General features: G+C 54.4%; 19 protein-coding genes. 14 read left to right on the top strand and 5 right to left on the bottom strand.

Translation table 11 applies throughout. From position 1 onward, the window contains the following. Positions 1 to 47 precede the first annotated feature (47 nt). Positions 48 to 422 carry a DUF423 domain-containing protein gene (locus tag E5161_RS14090; RefSeq protein WP_136778446.1) on the top strand — a complete coding sequence of 125 codons (375 nt, stop codon included), beginning with the start codon at positions 48 to 50 and terminating at the stop codon, positions 420 to 422. Between the two features lie 56 nt (positions 423 to 478). Here E5161_RS14090 and E5161_RS14085 read toward each other — a convergent pair whose 3' ends face one another. Further along, positions 479 to 958: a hypothetical protein gene (locus tag E5161_RS14085; RefSeq protein ID WP_136778445.1), complete on the bottom strand. Its 480-nt coding sequence runs from the start codon at positions 956 to 958 to the stop codon at positions 479 to 481. 169 nt (positions 959 to 1,127) lie between these two features. On the opposite strand from E5161_RS14085, the gene E5161_RS14080 reads away from it, so the two are divergent. Beyond that, positions 1,128 to 1,448 (top strand): YunC family protein, encoded by a 321-nt coding sequence (locus tag E5161_RS14080; protein ID WP_136778444.1) that lies wholly within the window; start codon positions 1,128 to 1,130, stop codon positions 1,446 to 1,448. A 6-nt stretch (positions 1,449 to 1,454) separates the two neighbouring features. Here E5161_RS14080 and mtnA read toward each other — a convergent pair whose 3' ends face one another. The 3 genes from mtnA to E5161_RS14065 all read right to left on the bottom strand — a co-directional run bounded on the left by mtnA (position 1,455) and on the right by E5161_RS14065 (position 4,988). Continuing rightward, positions 1,455 to 2,528 carry an S-methyl-5-thioribose-1-phosphate isomerase gene (gene mtnA, locus E5161_RS14075; RefSeq protein ID WP_136778443.1) on the bottom strand — a complete coding sequence of 358 codons (1,074 nt, stop codon included), beginning with the start codon at positions 2,526 to 2,528 and terminating at the stop codon, positions 1,455 to 1,457. A 22-nt stretch (positions 2,529 to 2,550) separates the two neighbouring features. Next, positions 2,551 to 3,768, bottom strand: coding sequence for an S-methyl-5-thioribose kinase (gene mtnK / locus E5161_RS14070; RefSeq protein WP_136778442.1), 1,218 nt, complete (start codon positions 3,766 to 3,768; stop codon positions 2,551 to 2,553). A gap of 194 nt (positions 3,769 to 3,962) precedes the next feature. Then, complete coding sequence (locus tag E5161_RS14065) at positions 3,963 to 4,988, bottom strand: LacI family DNA-binding transcriptional regulator (protein ID WP_136778441.1); 1,026 nt, start codon at positions 4,986 to 4,988, stop codon at positions 3,963 to 3,965. 457 nt (positions 4,989 to 5,445) lie between these two features. On the opposite strand from E5161_RS14065, the gene E5161_RS14060 reads away from it, so the two are divergent. The 4 genes from E5161_RS14060 to E5161_RS14045 all read left to right on the top strand — a co-directional run bounded on the left by E5161_RS14060 (position 5,446) and on the right by E5161_RS14045 (position 10,573). Beyond that, on the top strand, positions 5,446 to 6,765 hold the full coding sequence (locus E5161_RS14060; RefSeq protein WP_136778440.1) for a sugar ABC transporter substrate-binding protein: 1,320 nt from the start codon (positions 5,446 to 5,448) through the stop codon (positions 6,763 to 6,765). A gap of 96 nt (positions 6,766 to 6,861) precedes the next feature. Further along, a complete protein-coding gene (locus E5161_RS14055) occupies positions 6,862 to 8,154 on the top strand; it encodes a carbohydrate ABC transporter permease (RefSeq protein WP_136778439.1) in 1,293 nt (430 codons plus the stop codon). Next, entirely contained in the window at positions 8,151 to 8,984 is an 834-nt protein-coding gene (locus tag E5161_RS14050) for a sugar ABC transporter permease (RefSeq protein WP_136778438.1), read from the top strand. The genes E5161_RS14055 and E5161_RS14050 overlap by 4 nt, the downstream gene beginning before the upstream one ends. Positions 8,985 to 8,989: 5 nt before the next feature. After that, entirely contained in the window at positions 8,990 to 10,573 is a 1,584-nt protein-coding gene (locus E5161_RS14045) for an alpha-amylase family glycosyl hydrolase (RefSeq protein WP_425456526.1), read from the top strand. Positions 10,574 to 10,623: 50 nt separating this feature from the next. Here E5161_RS14045 and E5161_RS14040 read toward each other — a convergent pair whose 3' ends face one another. Continuing rightward, positions 10,624 to 12,369 (bottom strand): alpha-glycosidase, encoded by a 1,746-nt coding sequence (locus E5161_RS14040; protein WP_136778436.1) that lies wholly within the window; start codon positions 12,367 to 12,369, stop codon positions 10,624 to 10,626. Between the two features lie 202 nt (positions 12,370 to 12,571). On the opposite strand from E5161_RS14040, the gene E5161_RS14035 reads away from it, so the two are divergent. From E5161_RS14035 to sufB, 8 genes are all read left to right on the top strand, one after another. Further along, the gene (locus E5161_RS14035; RefSeq protein WP_246042243.1) at positions 12,572 to 13,111 is read left to right on the top strand and encodes an RNA polymerase sigma factor; all 540 of its coding nucleotides are present in this window, start codon (positions 12,572 to 12,574) and stop codon (positions 13,109 to 13,111) included. Then, positions 13,098 to 14,435, top strand: coding sequence for a DUF4179 domain-containing protein (locus E5161_RS14030; protein WP_136778434.1), 1,338 nt, complete (start codon positions 13,098 to 13,100; stop codon positions 14,433 to 14,435). Before E5161_RS14035 ends, E5161_RS14030 begins: the two co-directional genes overlap by 14 nt. A 48-nt stretch (positions 14,436 to 14,483) precedes the next feature. Further along, entirely contained in the window at positions 14,484 to 15,059 is a 576-nt protein-coding gene (locus E5161_RS14025) for a DUF1802 family protein (protein ID WP_136778433.1), read from the top strand. 221 nt (positions 15,060 to 15,280) lie between these two features. Continuing rightward, entirely contained in the window at positions 15,281 to 16,060 is a 780-nt protein-coding gene (gene sufC / locus E5161_RS14020) for a Fe-S cluster assembly ATPase SufC (protein WP_136778432.1), read from the top strand. Between the two features lie 24 nt (positions 16,061 to 16,084). Beyond that, complete coding sequence (gene sufD / locus E5161_RS14015; RefSeq protein WP_136778431.1) at positions 16,085 to 17,389, top strand: Fe-S cluster assembly protein SufD; 1,305 nt, start codon at positions 16,085 to 16,087, stop codon at positions 17,387 to 17,389. A gap of 1 nt (position 17,390) precedes the next feature. Continuing rightward, a complete protein-coding gene (locus E5161_RS14010) occupies positions 17,391 to 18,620 on the top strand; it encodes a cysteine desulfurase (RefSeq protein WP_136778430.1) in 1,230 nt (409 codons plus the stop codon). After that, positions 18,604 to 19,053, top strand: a complete 450-nt coding sequence (gene sufU / locus E5161_RS14005; RefSeq protein WP_136778429.1) for a Fe-S cluster assembly sulfur transfer protein SufU — start codon at positions 18,604 to 18,606, stop codon at positions 19,051 to 19,053. The genes E5161_RS14010 and sufU overlap by 17 nt, the downstream gene beginning before the upstream one ends. Before the next feature lie 29 nt (positions 19,054 to 19,082). Next, the gene (gene sufB, locus E5161_RS14000) at positions 19,083 to 20,477 is read left to right on the top strand and encodes a Fe-S cluster assembly protein SufB (RefSeq protein ID WP_136778428.1); all 1,395 of its coding nucleotides are present in this window, start codon (positions 19,083 to 19,085) and stop codon (positions 20,475 to 20,477) included. Positions 20,478 to 20,560 lie beyond the last annotated feature (83 nt).

The raw sequence follows: 20,560 nt of genomic DNA, 5'->3' as shown, positions 1-20,560 counted from the left end.
ATGCTGATAAACGTGTGGAAAACAATCGAAGAGGGAGAAAAGAAACGATGAGAAATTATGTGAAAATAGGCGCTTTAGCAGCTTTTCTTTCGGTTGCTATCGGAGCATTCGGTGCGCATATGCTGGAAAAGCGGATTTCCGCTCACTATATGGACATCTATCATACCGGTGTTCAGTACCACATGATCCATGCGCTCGGCATCTTGCTGATCGCGGCGCTTGCGGACAAGCTGGCCGGGCGAAAACTTGCGTTGTGGGCGGCCCGTTTGCTTTTGATCGGCATCGTATTATTCTCCGGCAGCCTCTACGCGCTTGCACTTAGCGGGATGGACGTGTTAGGCGCGATTACGCCGCTTGGCGGCCTGGCCTTTTTGGCGGGGTGGATTTGTCTGGCGCTGGCCGCACGGAATGCGGATAAATAGAGGCGGAAATGGCCGCAATAGCATAAAACAAACGCTGATCCCTCAGCGTTTGTCGTTTATTCAATCACATCTTCAATTTCATTGGCCTTGAAGCTGTACACTTGCTTTTCATCGACGTGGTAAGCCGTGATGAGTTGTTTGCCGGCATCGAAGCTCAGAATGCGGCAGGGAATGCTCACCTTGACGCCTCGGCCTTTGTTCGCGTTCAGCCGGACCAGCTTTTTCGAATCGATATAGGTACGAAGCTTGCCTTCCAGGGTAGAAGTGTCGGATGATGCAGCGGCTTTCTTGGAAACGGGCTCAGAAGCGGCAGTCGCGGCAGCGGCCCGCTTCTTCTTTTCCCGCTCGATGGCTTCCTCTATGGTGCGGCCTTGGCCGATACCGGACCCGATTCGATAATCTTCGAACCCGCCGTTTTTCAAAATCCGTACCAATTGCTCCAAGGCACTCCCGCTCGTCTGGCTGTTCACCAAAATCTCCACTCGAAATAAAAAGGAGTCCCCCTGGTCGTTCTTGTTCGGTTTTTTAGGTGTCATCGGAAGCCTCCATCTTGCACGTAAGGCAAAATCATGATGTTTTACAATCTACTATACCACGGTTCAAAAGCCTAATATAGTCACCCATGGGAATTGGCCCGGTAGAACTTCTCCGGCGGCGCATACCATGTACAACACGCTGGCTGAGCGCACAAAGGAGGTTGCAGTATTGGTCCGAATCGTTCCGATCCGAATCGGAGAGTGGACTGCCGTGGGTGTCGAGGTGTTGCTGCCGAAAACGACCCTGCTCGCCGTAACTGCAGGGGACGGATATATTATGTGCGGCGCGCTCGACGTTCAGCTGCTGAACGAGCGGTTAAAGGCCCGGCGGATTATCGCCGGACGCGCCGTTGGTGTGCGCACGCTGGATGAACTGATGGATGCCCCGTTGGAGTCCGTAACCGAAGCCGCTGCCGAGCTGGGAATCCAGGTGGGCACCAAAGGAAGCGAAGCGGTGGGCATAATGGCCGCAGCCGCTTCGGGGAAGTAATCTGCATCAACGGTTGAACAGCTTGGGAAGGTTCTCCGAGTAGGAAGGCTTCACGATCCCTTTCTCCGTAATGATCGCCGTCACCAGTTCGTGAGGGGTCACGTCGAAAGCCGGGTTGTACACCGCCACTCCGTGAGGAGCGGTTTGGCGGCCGAACCCGGCCGTGATTTCCTCGGGCGAACGTTCCTCGATCGGAATGTCGGCGCCGGTGGGCGTCGACAGGTCGATGGTGGACAGCGGACAAGCTACGTAAAATGGGATGTTGTGCGCTTTGGCCAGTACGGCTACGCTGTACGTGCCGATCTTGTTGGCGACATCGCCGTTGGCCGCTACCCGGTCGGTGCCCACGATGACGGCTTGCACCCAACCTTTGGACATCACATGGCCGGCCATGCTGTCCGTAATCAAGGTCACATCGACTCCGGCGCGCTGAAGCTCGAAAGCCGTAAGCCGGGCTCCCTGCAGAACCGGCCTCGTTTCGTCGGCGAACACTTTGAGGCGGATGCCTTGCTCCAAAGCCAAATAGAAGGGGGCCAGTGCGGTGCCGTACTTGGCCGTCGCCAGTCCGCCCGCGTTGCAATGCGTCAGCACGCCCATACCGTCTTGAAATAGCGTGAGCGCATGCTCGCCGATCAGCCGGTTCGTCTGTTCGTCTTCCGCCTGAATTTGCCGTGCTTCCTGGAGCAGCGCATCTGCCGCTTCTTCAGCCGGAAGGCCGGCCTTGGCCAGCGCTTCGGAACGTGCTTTCATGCGGTCGAGCGCCCAGAACAGATTGACCGCCGTCGGCCGCGACGTCGCCAAATATTCCGCTTGGCGGCGAACCTCCTCCGCCAGCTCGCGGCCAGAGGCTTGTCCGTTCCGCTGAACGCCGAGCACGACTCCGTACGCCGCGGCGATACCAATAGCGGGCGCGCCGCGCACTTTCAGCTCCCGAATCGCTTCCCATACTTCCTGCGGAGTGGTCAGCCGCAAATACACCGTTTCTTCCGGCAGCAGCCTTTGATCGAGCAGATCGAGCGCTCCGTCGTTCCAACGGACCGATATAAGCACTTCATGCTGCGTGTTATCCTTGTTGCTCATGCCGTGAGCACCTTCTTTCCGCTTAGCTCCGCGACTCGTGTACGGCGGTATCGGCCATATCAATAATCTCATCGATCGACCGGGTGTCCCGGTTCTGCTTAATCATGGAAGTGCCAATGGACAGCGCAATACGCTGCGCCTTGGCACGTACCGCCGGGTTCGGGATGGTGTCAATGTCGGCTACATGGGATAGTCCCACGATGCGGCGGACCATTTTGCAGCCGGCGAAGCCGACCGTATCCTGAAGCAGCCGGCGTACATAATGATCCTGATAACCTTCCGTGCGCGCCATCCGGTCGATGACGTTCTCATCCCATATTTTCCGGAATTTGCTCTCAAATAAGTTCCACACATCCCGTACCGTCCCGAGCAGGTAAGCGCGGCGTTCCCGGCGGGAGGCTTCATCGGAAGACCAATGCTCCTGACTGGCATAATTGAGCAGCAAATTGCCGATTACGGCTCCGATATCGAAGCCCATCGGACCGAAATAAGCAAATTCGGGATCGATGACTTTGGTGGATTCCGGCGTAATAAAGATGCTGCCGGTATGCAAGTCCCCATGTAGCAGCGCCTGGGCGCTTGTCAGGAACTTGTCGCGAAGCAGCGCCACTTCCAGGTGCAGAGCGGTATCGCTCCACAAAGCCTGCGCTTCTTCACGCAGATGTTCGTCGAAGCTGTTGTTCGGGGAATTCGTGTACGGATCATCGAAAATCAAATCCTCGGTTATTTTGCACAGTTCCGGATTCACAAACGATTTCGACAGCAGCTTCTTCTCTTGTTGGTTCATGCCGAGATCCGAGGTGAAGAACAGCGTTCTCGCCATAAACTCCGAAATATGCTCGGCGAATTTCGGGTAAATTCCGCCTTCGATGAGACCCCGGCGCATGATGACGTGATCGCTCAAATCCTCCATCACCGTCAGCGCCAAATCCGCGTCATAGCGGTAGACGGCCGGGACAAGCCCCGGAGCCAGCTTGGCCTGAATTTGCAGAGCTTCGCTCTCAATCCGCGACCGGTCGAGCGTCAGCGGCCAGGATTCGCCCACGACTTTCGCGTAAGGCAGCGCCTGTTTCAGAATCAGACTCGCACCCGTTGAAGGCTGCCTGACGTGAAATACCAAATTCAAGTTGCCGTCGCCGATTTCCCGGCACACGATTTCTTGGTCTGGCTGAAGTACGTTCGGAATGGATTTTGCGATTTCCACCGCTTCCGCTTCCGTTAGAGGATGATAGGAACTCATGGACCTTCCGCCTTTCGTCGGGACTGCTCCCGTGATCTCGTCCGCCCGCGCGATGCGGGCACATTTCCCCTAGTATAAAGCAATTGAATGGTTGATAAAAGGTATCTTGACCAAGCGCGAAATGAAAGTTTGGCGGACGGGCCGGAAAGCGGATTTGAAGGCATAAAAAAAGCGCCGTCAGGCGCCTTGGATGCTCACACCGGAAAAAACGTCCGAAGCGAAGATTCCCGTATGACGAGGCGGTGGGGAATCAGCTGCCTCGGCTGGATTTGTTCCTGCAGAATGGTGCTGAGAAGCATTTGAGAAGCCGTGTAGCCCAGCTGATAGGTTCCGATATCGACGCTGGTGATGGGCGGCATCGTCAGTTCGGCCAACGCGATGTTGTTGAAGCTTACGATGGCCACATCCTGCGGAACCCGGAAGCCCAACTCCGCCAGTCCTTTCAGTACGCCGAACGCCACGAAATCGTCGATCACGACAAGCGCCGTCGGGGGCTCCGGCTGAGACATAATCGAAGCCATAGCCCGGTACCCGCTCTCCAGCAGGAACTCTCCTTCCACGACCCATCCTTGTTTGAAGGGCAGGCCGGCTTCCGCGAGCGCCTTGGTGTACCCCGCCAGCCGATCCTGCGTCATGGCCAGGTGCGTGGGACCGCTTACGAATCCGATCCGCCGCTGGCCTTGCGCAATCAAATGCTTGGTGGCGTCATACGCCGCTTGCACATTATCGTTGTCAACCGAAAGCACATTTTCGTAATCCAAACTGCGTCCGATCAACACGAACGGCACTTTTTCCTTGTGCAAAAAGGCGATAATGGGATCCGCAATGCGGGAATAGAGAAGAAGCAGCCCGTCGATCCGGCCTCCGCGCACAAGCCGCGTAACCGTTTCCAGTTCTTCGCGTTCATTGTTGCCGCCCGCCATTAACAAGTCATATCCGGCGCGGGTAAGCTGAGCCATGACTCCTCGCATGAATTCATAGAAGAAGAAGTTGAGCAGGAGCTCTTCGGCAGGGCGAGGCAAAATGACGCCGATCGTTTTCGTTGTTTTGGAGACCAGGCTCTTCGCCATCATATTCGGATGATAGCCGAGCTCATCCATAACTTCGCGCACTTTGCGGGAGGTCTTGGCGCTGATCCGGGGATGCTCGGCAATGACACGGGACACGGTGGACGGGGAAACCCCGGCTTTTTTTGCGACATCTTTAATGGTAACCGACATGACTGTACGCTTCCTTTTTTGGCTGCCATAAGCAGTTGATCGTTTCAGGCCGGGTGAGGAATTTGAATCTCCCACGAGAATGCATAGCCAAACGAAGTCGGTATGATTGTGCCACAAGTAGCACAACGTAACAAGTTCAGCATTATTTAGATTGAGACAGAAAACACGAGAAATCAAGAAATAATGGGCGGTTATTTTGAATTTTCTGGTTGTGCAAACGTTTTACTTATCCGCAAAAAACCGTATGATGAGGTTGTGCCCAAAAGCGCTTACATAACCTTTAACTGTGCTCAGTTCCGGCAATAGCCCATCAAAACGGCCGATTTTGCACGTTTTTGTACAAACGTTTGCACAACGGTTCGGCAGGATGGTGTTCAGGACACGAGAACGGTAAAGGCAAGGGCGGTTTTGGAAATCGATTCGATATTTTAATTATCAGAGAGGGGTTCTCAGACTCATGTTCAAATCCAAATGGCTGTCCCTGTCCCTGGCGTTTGCGCTGGTATTCGTACTTGCGGCTTGCGGCAGCAAAAACAACGACGGCGCATCTTCCCCAAGCGCCAGCGCCGCAGCACCTTTCGAAAGCGCACCGGCTTCCTCCGCAGCAGCGGAAGAGGAAGTCAAGCCGGAAGACGGCGCGAAGCTGGTCGTCTGGTATTCCGCAAGCGAGAAAGCACTGATCGACGCGGCGGCTAAAGAATTCAAAGAAAAATACGGCATCGACGTTGAATACCAGGACGTAGGTCCGGACAAATCGATCGAAAAAATGATCACCGACGGTCCTGCAGGCGTAGGCGCCGACGTATTCCTCGCGGTTCACGACCGTCTGGGCTCCGCCGTGCAAGCCGGCGTTGTTCTCCCGAACGACCTGCACGAAGAAGAGTCGAAGTCGAACAACTCCGACAAGTCCGTCGACGCTTGGACGATTGACGGTACGTTGTACGGCTACCCGATGTCCGTCGAAACGACGGCCGTGTTCTACAACAAGGATCTTGTTCCGAACGGCGAAACTCCGAAAACTTGGGACGAAGTGATCAACTTCGCCAAGACGTTCAACGATCCCAAAGCGAATAAATACGCTTATATGTGGGAAGCAGGCAACGGATATTGGAGCTGGGGCTTCTTCGGCGGATACGGCGCTTACGTATTCGGCAAAGACGGCACGGACGGTTCCGATATCGGCGTGAACTCCCCGGGCGGCGTTGAAGCGGCGAAATTTTTCGAAACCTTGAGAGAGCAAGTGCTCCCGATTAAGGCGGGCGACATCAAAGCCGATATCAAAACCAGCCTCTTTACTTCCGGCAAACTGGCGATGAACGTCAGCGGTCCGTGGCAGACGCAAGAGTTCAAAAAAGGCGTGAAAAACCTTGGTCTGGCCCAGTATCCGACCCTGCCGAACGGCAAACCGATGATGCCGTTCTCCGGCGTCAAAGGCTTCCTGGTCAACGCCAACACGAAATATCCGATCGCTTCCAAGATGTTCGCGCAATTGGTTTCGTCGGAATCCTACCAGCAGAAAAACTTTGAAATGTTCGGCAGCCTGCCTTCCAACAAAAATGTTGCCGCAAGCTCCGCCGTCAGCTCCGATCCGTTCGCCAGCGTATTCCTGAAGCAGTTCGATAACTCGACGCCGATGCCGAAGATCGCGGAAATGAACGGTTACTGGTCCACGCAAGAAGCGATTCTCGCTTCCCTGTGGAACGATAAGCCGGACGCTCAAAAAACGATGGACACTTGGGCGCAAAAAATCAAAGACGCCAACGCGTCCTCGAAATAATCATTTCGCAATAATCGTTCTTCATACAGCAGCATATCCCATTCACCCGCCGGTCCAACGGCGGGTGTATGGCTTAAAGGAAGGAGACGGGTCAGCTTGAAGCAACATGCGGCTGCAGCTGGTTGGCTTTCGGCATTGTGCATGGGGTTGGGGCAGTGGTACAACCGGCAATACGCCAAAGGTTGGCTGTTCATCCTCATTCATGCGGCGGGGCTTTACCTTACGATTTTTAAACTGGCCCCCCTGATCAAGGATCTGACGACGCTCGGAACCCAAGGGCGGCATTTCGAAAAGGTCGGAAAAATTAACAGGATGGTTGAGGGAGACAACTCCCTTTATATGATGATTTACGGGGTATTGGCAGTTCTCGTGCTCCTGCTTTATATTTTCCTTTACATTCAGAACATCCGCGATGCCGTTGCGATAGGCCGCAGGAGGGAACAAGACCAAGATCTGCAGAAACTGAACAGCTCGTTCTTCCCTTGGCTGCTGTTGACGCTGCCCATTATCGGCGTTTTGGCCTTTACGATCCTTCCGATCGTGTTCACCTCTCTAATCTCCTTTACCAACTACGCGTCGCCCAATCATATTCCGCCCAAAGGCTTGATCGATTGGGTCGGATTTTCGACCTATCACAAGCTATTCAATCTCAATGTCTGGCAAGATACCTTTTTCGGCGTTCTGGGCTGGACGGTCTTTTGGGCGGTCACAGCGACTTTCACATGTTACTTCGGAGGCATACTGGTCGCGCTCCTGATCAACCAGCAAGGCATCCGGTTCAAGGGCTTCTGGAGATTCCTGTTCATTATTCCTTATGCCATTCCGCAGTTCGTTTCCTTGCTGATCATGAGGAACATGCTGAATGAAAAATTCGGTCCGATTAACCAATACTTCCAGGCTTTCGGCTTGCAGGGACTGCCTTGGCTGAACGATCCGTTCTGGGCCAAAGTATCGGTTATTGTCGTGAACATGTGGATCGGAATCCCGGTCTCGATGGTTCTCGTCATGGGGATTCTTACCACCATTCCCAAGGATTTGTACGAGGCGGCTGAAGTGGACGGCGCTTCCGTATGGATGAAATTTCGCAATATCACAATGCCTTATATTCTGTTCGCCACGGCGCCGATCTTGATCACGCAGTTCGTGGGTAACGTGAACAGCTTTAACGTCGTATTCCTGCTCACCGGCGGCGGTCCGGCCACGATGCGTTACAACAACGCGGGAGAAACCGATCTGCTCGTCACCTGGCTGTATAAGCTCACGCTTGATTTCAACCAATACAACATCGCGGCTGCCGTCGCGGTACTGCTGTTCCTGTTTGTCGCCACGATGTCCATTCTTGTCTATACGAGAACCAGATCCTTCAGGGAGGAGGACATGATTCAATGAAACCGCGCCTCATTGTCAGTTACGTGTTGCTCGTCCTGATCGGCGTAGCCTGTTTCTATCCAGCCCTCTATACGATCCTGTCCTCCTTCCGGGAAGGCAATTCGCTGTTCAGCGACCACCTCATCCCGGAAAAATGGACGCTGCAGCACTATAAAGATCTGTTCCTGAACAACAGGGCGGATCGCTACATCCCTTACACCAAATGGTACCTCAACACTCTGTACGTGGCCACGATCAGCATGGTGCTGGGAACCTTGCTCCAATTGCTGACGGCTTATGCCTTTTCCCGTTTCCGGTTCAAAGGCCGTAAACAGATGCTGACGATCGTCCTGATTCTGGGCATGTTTCCGGGTTTTCTGAGCATCATGGCCATTTTCGTTATTCTCAAACAATTAAATTTGTTGGATACGCACGCGGCCCTCATTTTGGTATATTCCGCCGGCGCCGCACTCGGCATGTTCATCGCCAAAGGGTTTTTCGACACGATTCCGAAAAGCCTGGAAGAAGCGGCGAGGATCGACGGGGCCAGTCACATGACCGTTTTTACCCGCGTCATCCTTCCCTTATCGAGACCGATCCTGACTTACATTTCGCTGACGACTTTTGCCGGCGCCTGGGTGGACTTCATTTTCGCCAGATCCATCTTGAGAACGCCTGAAAAATGGACATTGGCGGTAGGCTTATGGAACCTTGTGGACAGCTATAATAGTACCGAGTTCACGCTATTCGCCGCAGGCTGCGTGCTCATCGCCATCCCGATTACGGCTTTGTTCATGTATACGTCGCGGTTCCTTGTGGACGGCCTGACAGCAGGTGCGAACAAAGGATGAGGAACGTGAAACGGTGCATCTCCGTCTTAACGATTGTGGCATGGGCCGGGATGCTCGTCGCTTGTTCCGGATCGAAAATCGAAGAAGCATCGGCGAAATCTAACGTGACTTATGAGATTTTCGTTCGATCCTTCGCCGATTCGAATGGAGACGGCATCGGAGACTTCAACGGAATAACGGCTAAACTGGATTACTTGAACGACGGCAAGCCCGGCGGAAATGATCTGGGTGTCGACGGCATTTGGTTGATGCCGATTCAACCGTCTCCTTCCTACCACGGATACGATGTAACGGATTATGAGGCCGTCAATCCGGTTTACGGTACGATGGAAGATTTCAAAAAGCTGACGGCCGAGGCGCATAAACGCGGAATCCGGGTCATCATGGACCTGGTCATCAACCACTCCAGTTCGCAGCATCCCTGGTTTATCGACTCCGCCTCGGGCAAGAACAGCGACAAGCGTAACTGGTATGTATGGGCGGAGGACCAGGGGCGCGACATCTTAGGTTCAAGTGCCGCAGGTGCGTCGGAAGCCTGGCATGAGGAGAACGGGAGCCATTATCTCGGCATTTTTTGGGAAGGCATGCCGGATTTGAATTTTGACGAGCCGGCAGTCCGCCAAGAAATGATCCGGATCGGCAAGTTCTGGTTGGAACAAGGCGTCGACGGGTTTCGTTTGGACGCCGCGAAGCACATCTACGAGGACTTGTCGACGGACAAAAACAAGAAAACGATGGACAAAAGCGTCGACTGGTGGATGGAGTTCCGAAAAGCGTTAGAGCAGGTGAAGCCGGACGTGTATCTGGTCGGCGAAGTCTGGGATGCGACAGCTAGAGTGGGGCCTTATTTGAAAGCGTTGGATTCGGCGTTTAACTTCGATCTGGCAAGCAACCTAATCGCGGACGCCCATTCGGAGAGCGCATCTAACTTGGGATTCACGCTATCTCGAGTCCACGAGTTTTATCGGAAATCGTCGGACGGCAAGTTTGTCGAAGCTCCTTTCTTGTCCAATCATGATCAGACGCGCGTCATGACCGCGCTCGGCAACAACCTGGACCACGCGAAGACGGCGGCTTCCATGCTGCTCACGATGCCCGGAAACGCGTTCGTCTATTACGGCGAAGAGCTCGGGATGAACGGAAACAAGCCGGATGAGCGCATCCGCGAACCGTTCCCTTGGAAGCGAGAACCGGGTTCAGCCGGGGAGACGACTTGGGAGCCGGCGGAATACCGTGGTGACGGAACGATTTCTGTAGAAGCGGAAGACGGAGATGCTGAGTCTCTTCTGAACCGGTACCGGACACTGATCTCCTGGCGTCAGCAAGACGAAACGCTGCGAAGCAATTCGATCGGCGAGTATGCAGTGGACAATAAGGCGGTTATGGCCTATTTGCGAAGCGCGGGAGAAAAACAGAGCGCGGTTCTGCACAATTTGTCGGGGCAGCCGCAAACGGTCACGCTGCCCGCGGTGTCTAAGCAGTTGCCTGAGGCTTTCGGCAAAATCGCCTTTAAGACGGATGGTTCCGCTAAGCTTGAGGACGGAAAGCTTACTCTTCCTCCTTATACGACGGTCGTTCTGCATCGATAAAAAAGAGACCCCATGAAACCGGATCGACCGGTTTCATGGGGTTTTTGCACTCAACTCAACCGTATAATCGCGAAGCCGAGAGGCGGCAGCGAAAAGTGCAGTTTGCGCCCCAGCACTTTCGCTTCTCCTTCTCCGAAAACGATCTGTGGGTCTGATAGAGGCGCGTTGACGGACAAGGACGCTTTGCGTTTGCCCGCATTCAGCGCGACCAAGAACCGCTCGCCGTCCGCTTCCCGAGTATAGGCTAGCGTGGCGCGTCCGGGTTCCGCGTGAACGATTTCCAAGCTGCCGTCCCGCAGAGCGCGATGTCCCCGCCGCAAACGTACAAGTTCTGCGAAAAATTTGAACAACTCTCGATCCTGCCTTTCCTCATCCCACTCCATGCATTTGCGGCAGCCCGGATCTTGGCCGCCGTCCAGGCCGATCTCGTCGCCGTAATAAATACACGGCGCGCCGGCCATGGTGAATTGAATGGCCGATGCCAGCCGCACCCGCCGCTTATCCCCTTTGCTCAGAGTAAGCAAGCGCGGGGTATCATGACTGCCCAGCAAGTTAAACGCGGCTTCGATCGCTTGCTGAGGATAAGCGGCCAGGAGCGTTCCGGCCAGGTCGGCAAAATGCCGCCCGTCGCGTGTACCCCTCACGGTGTAATCCAGAATCGCTTCCGTCAACGGATAGTTCATGACCGCATCGAACTGGTCGCCGCTCAGCCAAGGAAGCGAATCATGCCATATTTCGCCGAGAATATACGCGTCCGGATTGGCCGCCTTGACCACGTCGCGGAATTTCCGCCAGAACTGATGATCCACCTCGTTCGCCACATCCAGCCGCCATCCGTCCACACCGATATCTTCGATCCAATACCGCGCAACTTCGAGCAAATAACGTTGAACCTCTTCATTTTCCGTATTCAGCTTCGGCATGTGGGGCTCGAACGCGAAGGCGTCGTAAGTCGGCACTCCATCGACAACCGCCAGCGGAAACTTCCGCACATGAAACCAGTCCGCATACCGGGAGGCTTCGCCTTTTTCCAGCACGTCAACGAATGGAGCGAACGTACGGCCGCTGTGATTGAACACGGCATCCAGCAGCACCCGGATCCCGCGAGCGTGGCAGGCGTCGACCAGCTCCTTTAACTTCTCGTTCGTTCCGAAATGAGCGTCAACTTTCAAGTAATCTTCCGTATCGTATTTGTGGTTCGTCGTGGCCTGGAACAGCGGATTGAAATAAATGGCGTTGATCCCGAGCTCCTGCAAATGATCGAGATGATCGATGACGCCCTGCAGATCACCCCCGAAGAAGTTGTTGTATTGAGGTACGCCTCCCCAAGGCACGACGCCCTCCGGGTCGTTGGACGGATCCCCGTTGGCGAAACGCTCCGGGAAGATTTGATAAAACACGGCGTCCTTCACCCAGGCAGGCGGCTTGAACACATCGGCAGGATTCAGAAAAGGGAACTCGAAGTACAGATTAGGACTATCGGGCTCCCGATCATGGAAGCCTTGCTCATTGAGCCACAACGTTTCCGTGCCGGAGTGGAACCGAAATCCGTATTTCAACCGGCGATATTTCGGCTTTACCTCGGCCTGCCAATAATCGAACAAGGCGTCTTGGGCGAATCTTGTCATTTCCACCTGCTCTGAGCCGGCGCGATGCCAATCGTACTTATCCCCGTGAATCAGGGTGACCCGGTTCACGTCGTTCCGCTTTGTGCGGACCCGGATATGTACCGTTTGCCGGTCGTAGGCGTAACTCCAGTTGTTTTTCGGCCGGTGGTAGATAGCTTCTTTTAACACGGAATTTCGTACCTCCTCTGAAAATGAAAAAGACACAACCCGGCATGACGCGCGCGAGGTTGTGTCTTCCCTTGACAGGTAAGACAGCATGGCCTTCAAATTGTAAATTCATTATATCGTACAGGGAACCGGATGGGAACATGCGCCATCTAACTATATAGATTTGACAAAAATGTTCGTCCAAAGGAGGGGGAGAGCGCACTTGTCGGAATTGGCATGGAATACGGATGTTCAGTTGGCGTGCGCCGGCGACCGGGACGCTTTCGGCAGGCTGATACGAGGCATTCAGCATGAGATGTACGGCATGGCCAAATCTTTGCTGAACCAAGATGAAGATTGCGCCGACGCGATCCAGGAGGCGATCTTGAACGCGTATCGCAGCCTTCCGAAATTGCGTGAACCGGCGTACTTCCGCACTTGGATTTTTCGGATCTTGATCCGCGAATGTCAACAAATCTATCGACGCCGGAAAAGAACGGTTGTATCGGATCGACTGCCGGAGTCAGGAGTTTCGGCCGCGGAGCCCGATTTCGATTTGCGGGACGCGGTGGATCGTCTCTCGGAGCCGGCGCGGACGATTGTGAAGCTTCATTATTATGCGGATCGGTCTCTTGCGGAAATTGCCCAAGTTCTCGGCGTATCGGAAGGCACGCTCAAATCCAGGCTTCACCGGGCGAGAGCCCAGCTGGCCAAAAGTTTAAAGGTACCGACGGAAGGAGAAATCGGATATGAGCTCCGTTAACATGGATCAGATGCTTCGGGAGAACGCGCCGCAGCGCATCTCGGCGATACCGCCGGTTGTATTGGAACGCATCGAACGGACATTGTCGGGGTTGCCGGACAGAGCGGTCATGCGTCGGCGGCATAAGATCCGCCGTTGGGCATACGCTGTGGCTTCCATGGTGGTTCTAGGCAGCGCTGTTGCGGGATTCGCTTCTTTCTCCACGCCGGAAATGCAGTCGCAAATGAGAAGCTTGCCGGTGATCGGATCTCTTGTTCCGCTGCCGGATAGCCCTTATGAGCGGAGCGTCAAGGACCAAGGCATCGAGTTCACCATCAAGGATATCATTTATGACGGGTTCGGGTTGTCCATCGAATACTCGCTGAGTTCTGATCATGCCATCGATGGAAGAGATTTGGAGTATGAATTGAAGGTCAATGGACTCCCGATTCAGATGGCAGTGCATGACAAAGACGGCAGCGGAGCGGTACAAGTCGGTAGTCGCAAAATCAACTTCGGACACTATGAAGGCGTGCTGGAGACCACTCTTTACAATTATCGTCCGGCGTCGTTCAATCTGTCGCTAGAAGTAACGAAAATAGGAATCCAAACGGGCAAGTGGTCTTTCGCCATACCGATCGAGAAAACGTCCAAGATCACGGTCATGGAGCCGGATGTCAGCAGAACGAACTCTCTGTTTTCCATGAAAATTGAAAAAGTTAGTCTTTCCCCTGTTTCTACGCAAGTGAACCTCAACTATGCTGTTATTGATAAAAGTAAATCCGTACAGATAGGCTACTTTCTGGTGGGGGATACCGGCGATGTTATCGATTACGACTTTTTTGGTTTTTGGGATCCAAATGGTGTTGGAGCAGACAGCGGTAGATATACTTCTCATTTGAGCCCTGTTCCGGCTGGAAGCCGTTACTTGACGATTCGTCCGTTATATTTCGTAGCGGACGGAACACCGTCGTATTCATCCGGTGTAACTGCCCGTGAAACGATGAATCGGCTGCCTACTCAAGATGACCCCATTATTTTGCCACAGGGTAAGGCGGGCAGGCTGCTCGTTACCTCAGTCCAGTATTTTCCAGATCGAACGGTTGTACGTTTTCGTACGGAGGGATCCAATCCCGTTCAGCAATCCCAGATGTTTTGGGTAGAAGATGAGCATGGCAATCACCCGAAATTCGTTCATTTGTCTAAGTTGAATCTGAACAATAAAGAACAGATGATGGAGTTCGAGCCATTCCCGGCCTCTGGTAAGCTCGTGTTCGTAACCCGGCCGATCGTGCCGCTGACCTTTACCCCCGACATGGAAATGCGGATCAACCTCCCTCAATAACCCCGTTATGTTATAATAATCGAACAGAGTTGGAGGGGGCGGAGCAGCATGAATCAAGAGCAGCCGATCGCGCTCAGGGAATGGGCGGTTGCCGTGCGGGCGCTCGAGGAAGGGCGTCAGGTGATCGTGCTTCGCAAGGGCGGAATCGCCGAGGAAACAAGGGAGTTTCGGCTGGAAAGCCCGCGGTTTTATTTGTTTCCTTCCTATGAGCATCAAAAGCCGCATTTGGTCAAACCGGATGCCGGAGAAGTCTTGGCGGACACAGTAGCCAAGGCGGCGCGGCATCCGGGAGCGGTACGCGTGACCTCGTTCGCCGAGGTGGTGGAGGATATCGAAATCACGGACTCGGAGACGCTGAAGCGGTTGGGTGATCTTCACATTTGGACGGAAGACTATGCCGAAGAACGCTTGAAGTGGAAAAAAACGAAGCCATTGCACGTGCTGGTTCTCCGGATGTACGCATTAGCGGCGCCGGTCGATATTCCGATGAAGGAGAGCTACAGCGGCTGCAAATCATGGCTGCGTCTCGATGAACCAATGCCGGTTCCTGAAGCGAAACCTATTTTGTCCGACGAACAATTCGATCTTCAGACAGAAGCGGTCAGACAAGCAATCCGCGGATAAACGCCGGTACCCCAAAACTCGGGCCTCCTCCTCTTTCCGAGGGGAAAGGCCCGGTTTGCTTTTTGCACGCAGTTTACATAAAATTGGTGTTGAGAATCACTGAGAATCACTTTAAAATAATTATAAATAAGGATGCGACATTTTACGGCTTCGGGGCTGATTCTCATTTCGTCCAGGTCACGGGAAAGCTCGCATCTCCACGAAACATGGAGGTTACAACTATGTCCACTCAGTTCGAAATTCGCGGTCTCAAGTCGCAGATCGAAGGGAAAGAGATTCTGAAAGGAATCGACCTGAAGATTCAAGGCGGGGAAATCCATGCCATTATGGGCCCTAACGGAACGGGTAAATCTACCTTGGCTTCCGCATTGATGGGGCACCCGAAATACGAAGTGACGGAAGGCGAAGTTACCCTTAACGGGGAAGACGTGCTGGAGATGGGCGTGGACGAGCGTGCCCGCGCCGGACTGTTCCTGGGCATGCAATATCCAAGCGAAATTACTGGCGTCACCAATGCTGACTTCCTCCGCAGCGCGATTAACGCCCGCCGTGGAGAAGGCAACGAGATTTCGCTGATCAAGTTCGTCCGTCAAATGGAAGGCAAAATGAAGGAGCTGGAGATGAACCCTGAGTTCATGCACCGCTACCTGAACGAAGGCTTTTCCGGCGGGGAGAAGAAGCGCAACGAAATTCTTCAAATGATGATGCTCGATCCGAAAATTGTCGTGTTGGACGAGATCGACTCAGGCCTCGACATCGACGCTTTGAAAATTGTCGCAGCCGGCGTGAACGCCATGCGTTCGCCTGAGCGCGGATTCTTGATCATTACGCACTATCAGCGTTTGCTGAACTACGTGAAACCGGATTTCGTACACGTCATGATGCAAGGCCGCATCGTCAAATCCGGCGGACCGGAGCTCGCGGAGCGTCTTGAGGCGGAAGGCTATGATTGGGTGAAAGAAGAACTGGGCATCGTCGACGAGACGGTCGGCCAGGCGTAAGAGGACAAGGGAGGTTAGACGAACATGAGCACACCGACCACCTCTTTCGGCCGGGAAGCAGCCGCGGCGTTGGCCCGCAGCAAGAACGAGCCGGCCTGGCTCGTCGCCTGGCGCGAAGAAGCCGGCGAGCTGGCTTCGAAACTGGATTTGCCGAAGCCGGAGAAAATGCCGATCCAGCGCTGGACGCTGGATCAATACGGAACGCACCGCCCCGGGAACGCCGTGACGGCGGCAGCCGAACTTCCAGCTGCCATCAACGAGCTGCTTCTGGCGGAGGAGCAGGGAGCACTGATCGTGCAGCACAATTCTTCCGTCGTGTTCACGCGGCTGTCCGAGGATCTGAAGGCCAAGGGAGTCGTGTTGACAAGCCTCGAAGAAGCGGCGCGCACGCATGAGAAGCTCGTTCGCGATCATTTGATGACCGCTTTCGCTAAAGATGAACATAAGCTCGCTGCTGTGCATGCGGCTTTGTGGAACGGCGGCGTTTTCCTCTACGTTCCGCGCAACGTGGACATTGAGTTCCCGATTCAGGCGCTCATGTTCGCGGACGACGCGGAAGCGACGTTCATGCCGCACATTTTGATCGTGGCCGACACGAACAGCCGCGTCTCCTTCGTGGAACAAGCCGCTACGCTGATTGAAGGGGAATCTGCCACACTCTTGCATAACAGTGCGGTTGAAGTGTTCGCCAAAGCGGGCGCGCATGTCCGGTATGCGGCCGTGCATCATATGGATGATGTCGTGATCGATGTGTCTTACCGCCGCGCAACGCTGGAGAACGATGCCCGCGTGGAATGGATCGTCGGGGAACTGCACGACGGCAACACGCTGACGGATACGAAGTCGATTTTGAAAGGCAACGGCTCCACCTCCGATACGAAAATCATTTCGATCGGAACGGGCAGCCAGCGGATGAGCTTGACGACGCAAGCCGTGCATTTCGGCAAATCGTCCGAGAGCGATATGGTGACCCGTGCGGTGATGAAAGAAGAAGCCACCGCCATCATTAACGGCATCACCAAGATCGAACACGGCGCGACGAAAGCGAACGGCCAGCAAACCGAGAAAGTATTGATGTTGAGCCCGAAAGCGCGCGGAGATGCCAATCCGATTCTGCTGATCGACGAAGACGACGTCAAAGCGGGCCACGCGGCAAGCGTGGGACAAGTGAACGAAGAACAATTGTACTATTTGATGTCCCGCGGCATTAGCCGGGGGGAAGCGGAGCGCTTGATCATCCACGGATTCCTCGATCCTGTCGTTTCCGAAATTCCACTCGCGGGACTGCGGGAGCAGCTGCACCGAATCCTTGAGAGAAAGCTGGGGTAATATGGACCCGATCGCGCTAAAGGCGGAGTTCCCGATTCTTCATCAGGATATTAACGGACATCCGCTCGTTTATTTGGACAACGCCGCGACGACCCAGAAGCCAAGGGCCGTCATCGAGGCAATCCGCAAATATTATGAATGGGATAACGCCAACGTGCACCGCGGCGTCCATACGCTCGGTTCCCGGGCGACGGACGCCTATGAGGGAGCGAGGGAGAAAGTCGCCCGGTTCCTGAATGCGGCAAGCACGCGCGAGATCATTTTTACCCGGGGGACAACGGCGTCGCTGAACCTGGTGGCAACGGGTTATGCCCGTAACTGGCTCCGCGAAGGCGATGAAATCGTCATTACCCCGATGGAGCATCACAGTAATTTGATTCCTTGGCAGCAGGCGGCTAAGGCTGCCGGCGCCACGCTGAAATATATTCCGCTGCAGCCGGACGGCACGGTAACTCTGGCGGATGTGGAACAAACCGTAACGGAAAGAACCAAGATTGTGGCGATTACTTACGTCTCCAACGTGCTCGGCACGATCAATCCGATCGCCGAAATCGCCAAAATCGCTCACAATAAAGGCGCGATCATTGTGGTGGACGGGGCGCAGGCCACGCCGCATCTGAAGGTCGACGTTCGCGCACTCGACGTTGATTTTTACGCGTTCTCCGGCCACAAAATGCTTGCGGCCACCGGCATCGGCGCTCTGTATGGGAAGGCGCAGCTGCTGGAACGTATGGAACCGGTGGAATTCGGCGGTGAAATGATCGACTTCGTCGATTTGTACGATGCGAACTGGAAGGAGCTGCCGTGGAAATTCGAAGGCGGCACGCCGATCATCGCGGGAGCCGTGTCCCTTGGAGCCGCGATCGATTTTCTGGAACAAGTCGGATTGGCGCAAATCGACGCGCACGAGAAGAAGCTCACCCGATATGCGCTTGAACGTTTGTCGGCTATCGACGGCATCACGATATACGGTCCGCGCGGGGAGCGCGCCGGACTGGTAACATTCAACCTGGGCGACGTGCATCCGCACGACGTGGCGACGGTGCTCGATACCGAAGGCATCGCCGTCCGCGCCGGTCATCATTGCTGCCAGCCGCTCATGAGATGGCTGAACGTCAGCGCGACAGCCAGAGCGAGCTTTTATTTGTACAACACGGAGCAGGATGTTGACCGGTTGGCGGATGCGTTGGTCAAAACAAAGGAGTTTTTCGGTTATGAGCCAGTTAGATGATCTGTATCGCCGCGTGATCATGGATCACTATAAAAGTCCTCGAAATCGTGGTACAATGGAGGATGGTTCAGTTACCGTGAACCTGAACAATCCGACATGCGGAGACCGGATCAGCCTGCAGCTTCAGATCGTAGACGATATTGTCAAGGATGTGAAGTTCAGCGGCGAAGGCTGCTCGATCAGCATGTCATCGGCTTCCATGATGACCGAGGCGATCAAAGGGAAACAGACGAAAGAGGCGCTCGAAATGGCCGAGAAATTCTCTTCGCTGATGAAAGGCGAATCGGTCGATTTCGGTGATTATGAAGATATTGATGCGTTGTCCGGCGTGAACAAATTCCCTGCCCGAATCAAATGCGCTACCCTTGCCTGGAACGCCCTGCGTAAAGGCGTGGAGCAAGGCCGCGGACAGCATGAAGGCGTTGAGGAATAAACCCAGAAATAAGGGAGGGAATCACCGTTATGGCGAAGCAAATCGAACTCGAAGAGTACAAATACGGCTTCCGAGACGAGCATAAAGCGATATTCCAGTCCGGCAAAGGCTTGACCGAAGAAATCGTCCGTACGATTTCCGAGATGAAAGGCGAACCGGAGTGGATGCTCAATTTCCGTCTGAAGTCGCTGGCGCAATTCAAGAAGATGGATATGCCCAAATGGGGCGGCAACATGGATGATCTTGATTTTGAAGACATTCAGTACTACGTGAAACCTTCGGAGAAACAAGGCAAGACGTGGGAAGAAGTGCCGGAAGAAATCAAGGCCACCTTCGACAAACTCGGAATTCCGGAAGCGGAGCAAAAGTTCCTGGCCGGCGTATCCGCCCAGTACGAGTCCGAGGTGGTTTACCACAGTATGCAGGAAGATCTCGAGAAGCAGGGTGTCATCTTCATGGACACCGATACAGCGCTTCGAGAGCACCCTGAAATTTTCAGGGAGCACTTCGCAACCGTGGTGCCTCCGGCCGACAACAAGTTCGCCGCTTTGAACAGTGCCGTATGGTCTGGCGGCAGTTTTATCTACGTTCCGAAAGGTGTGAAATGCGAAGTTCCGCTGCAAGCGTACTTCCGCATTAACTCCGAGAACATGGGCCAGTTCGAGCGTACGCTCATCATCGCCGACGAAGGCAGCATGGTGCATTACGTCGAAGGCTGTACGGCTCCGATTTACAGCACCAACTCGCTCCACAGCGCAGTGGTTGAGATCATCGCGAAGAAGGGCGCCCGCGTCCGTTACACCACGATCCAGAACTGGGCGCCGAACATTTACAACCTCGTCACCAAACGTGCCGTTGCCGAAGAGAACGCCACGATGGAATGGGTCGACGGCAACATCGGCTCCAAGCTGACGATGAAATATCCGGCGGTCATCCTTAAAGGCCGCGGCGCCAAAGGCATGGTTCTCTCCATTGCCGTTGCGGGCAAAGGCCAGCACCAAGACGCAGGCGCGAAGATGATCCACCTCGCTCCGGATACGACATCGACGATCGTGTCGAAGTCGATCTCCAAACACGGCGGGAAAGTGACGTATCGCGGACTCGCCAGCTTCGGCCGTCAAGCCGAAGGCGCGAAAGCGAACATCAAGTGCGACACGCTCATTCTCGACAACCAGTCGACGAGCGATACGATCCCGTATAACGAGATCATGAACGACAACATCACGCTAGAGCACGAAGCGACCGTTTCCAAAGTGTCCGAAGACCAGCTCTTCTACTTGATGAGCCGCGGTCTCTCGGAAGCGGAAGCGACCCAGATGATCGTCATGGGCTTCATCGAGCCGTTCACCAAAGAACTGCCGATGGAATATGCCGTCGAGATGAACCGTCTCATCAAGTTCGAGATGGAAGGCTCGATCGGTTAAGCGAATATCGTAACAAGAACCAGAACCGTCAGAAATGGACGGTTCTTTTTTCATTGCCGAAAAGCGGCATAAACCTAACCACG

Source organism: Cohnella pontilimi, assembly GCF_005049045.1.
Lineage (GTDB): Bacteria > Bacillota > Bacilli > Paenibacillales > Paenibacillaceae > Cohnella > Cohnella pontilimi.
Note: the sequence above shows the minus strand (reverse complement) of the source record. Positions and strands in the feature narration are given on the sequence as shown.

Coding starts and splice junctions, on each gene's coding strand:
- E5161_RS14085 (WP_136778445.1), bottom strand. CDS start 958: ATGACACCTAAAAAACCGAACAAGAACGACCAGGGGGACTCCTTTTTA.
- E5161_RS14065 (WP_136778441.1), bottom strand. CDS start 4,988: ATGTCGGTTACCATTAAAGATGTCGCAAAAAAAGCCGGGGTTTCCCCG.
- sufC (WP_136778432.1), top strand. CDS start 15,281: ATGTCCACTCAGTTCGAAATTCGCGGTCTCAAGTCGCAGATCGAAGGG.
- mtnK (WP_136778442.1), bottom strand. CDS start 3,768: ATGAGTTCCTATCATCCTCTAACGGAAGCGGAAGCGGTGGAAATCGCA.
- sufB (WP_136778428.1), top strand. CDS start 19,083: ATGGCGAAGCAAATCGAACTCGAAGAGTACAAATACGGCTTCCGAGAC.
- sufU (WP_136778429.1), top strand. CDS start 18,604: ATGAGCCAGTTAGATGATCTGTATCGCCGCGTGATCATGGATCACTAT.
- sufD (WP_136778431.1), top strand. CDS start 16,085: ATGAGCACACCGACCACCTCTTTCGGCCGGGAAGCAGCCGCGGCGTTG.
- E5161_RS14030 (WP_136778434.1), top strand. CDS start 13,098: ATGAGCTCCGTTAACATGGATCAGATGCTTCGGGAGAACGCGCCGCAG.
- E5161_RS14025 (WP_136778433.1), top strand. CDS start 14,484: ATGAATCAAGAGCAGCCGATCGCGCTCAGGGAATGGGCGGTTGCCGTG.
- E5161_RS14060 (WP_136778440.1), top strand. CDS start 5,446: ATGTTCAAATCCAAATGGCTGTCCCTGTCCCTGGCGTTTGCGCTGGTA.
- E5161_RS14090 (WP_136778446.1), top strand. CDS start 48: ATGAGAAATTATGTGAAAATAGGCGCTTTAGCAGCTTTTCTTTCGGTT.
- E5161_RS14050 (WP_136778438.1), top strand. CDS start 8,151: ATGAAACCGCGCCTCATTGTCAGTTACGTGTTGCTCGTCCTGATCGGC.
- mtnA (WP_136778443.1), bottom strand. CDS start 2,528: ATGAGCAACAAGGATAACACGCAGCATGAAGTGCTTATATCGGTCCGT.
- E5161_RS14010 (WP_136778430.1), top strand. CDS start 17,391: ATGGACCCGATCGCGCTAAAGGCGGAGTTCCCGATTCTTCATCAGGAT.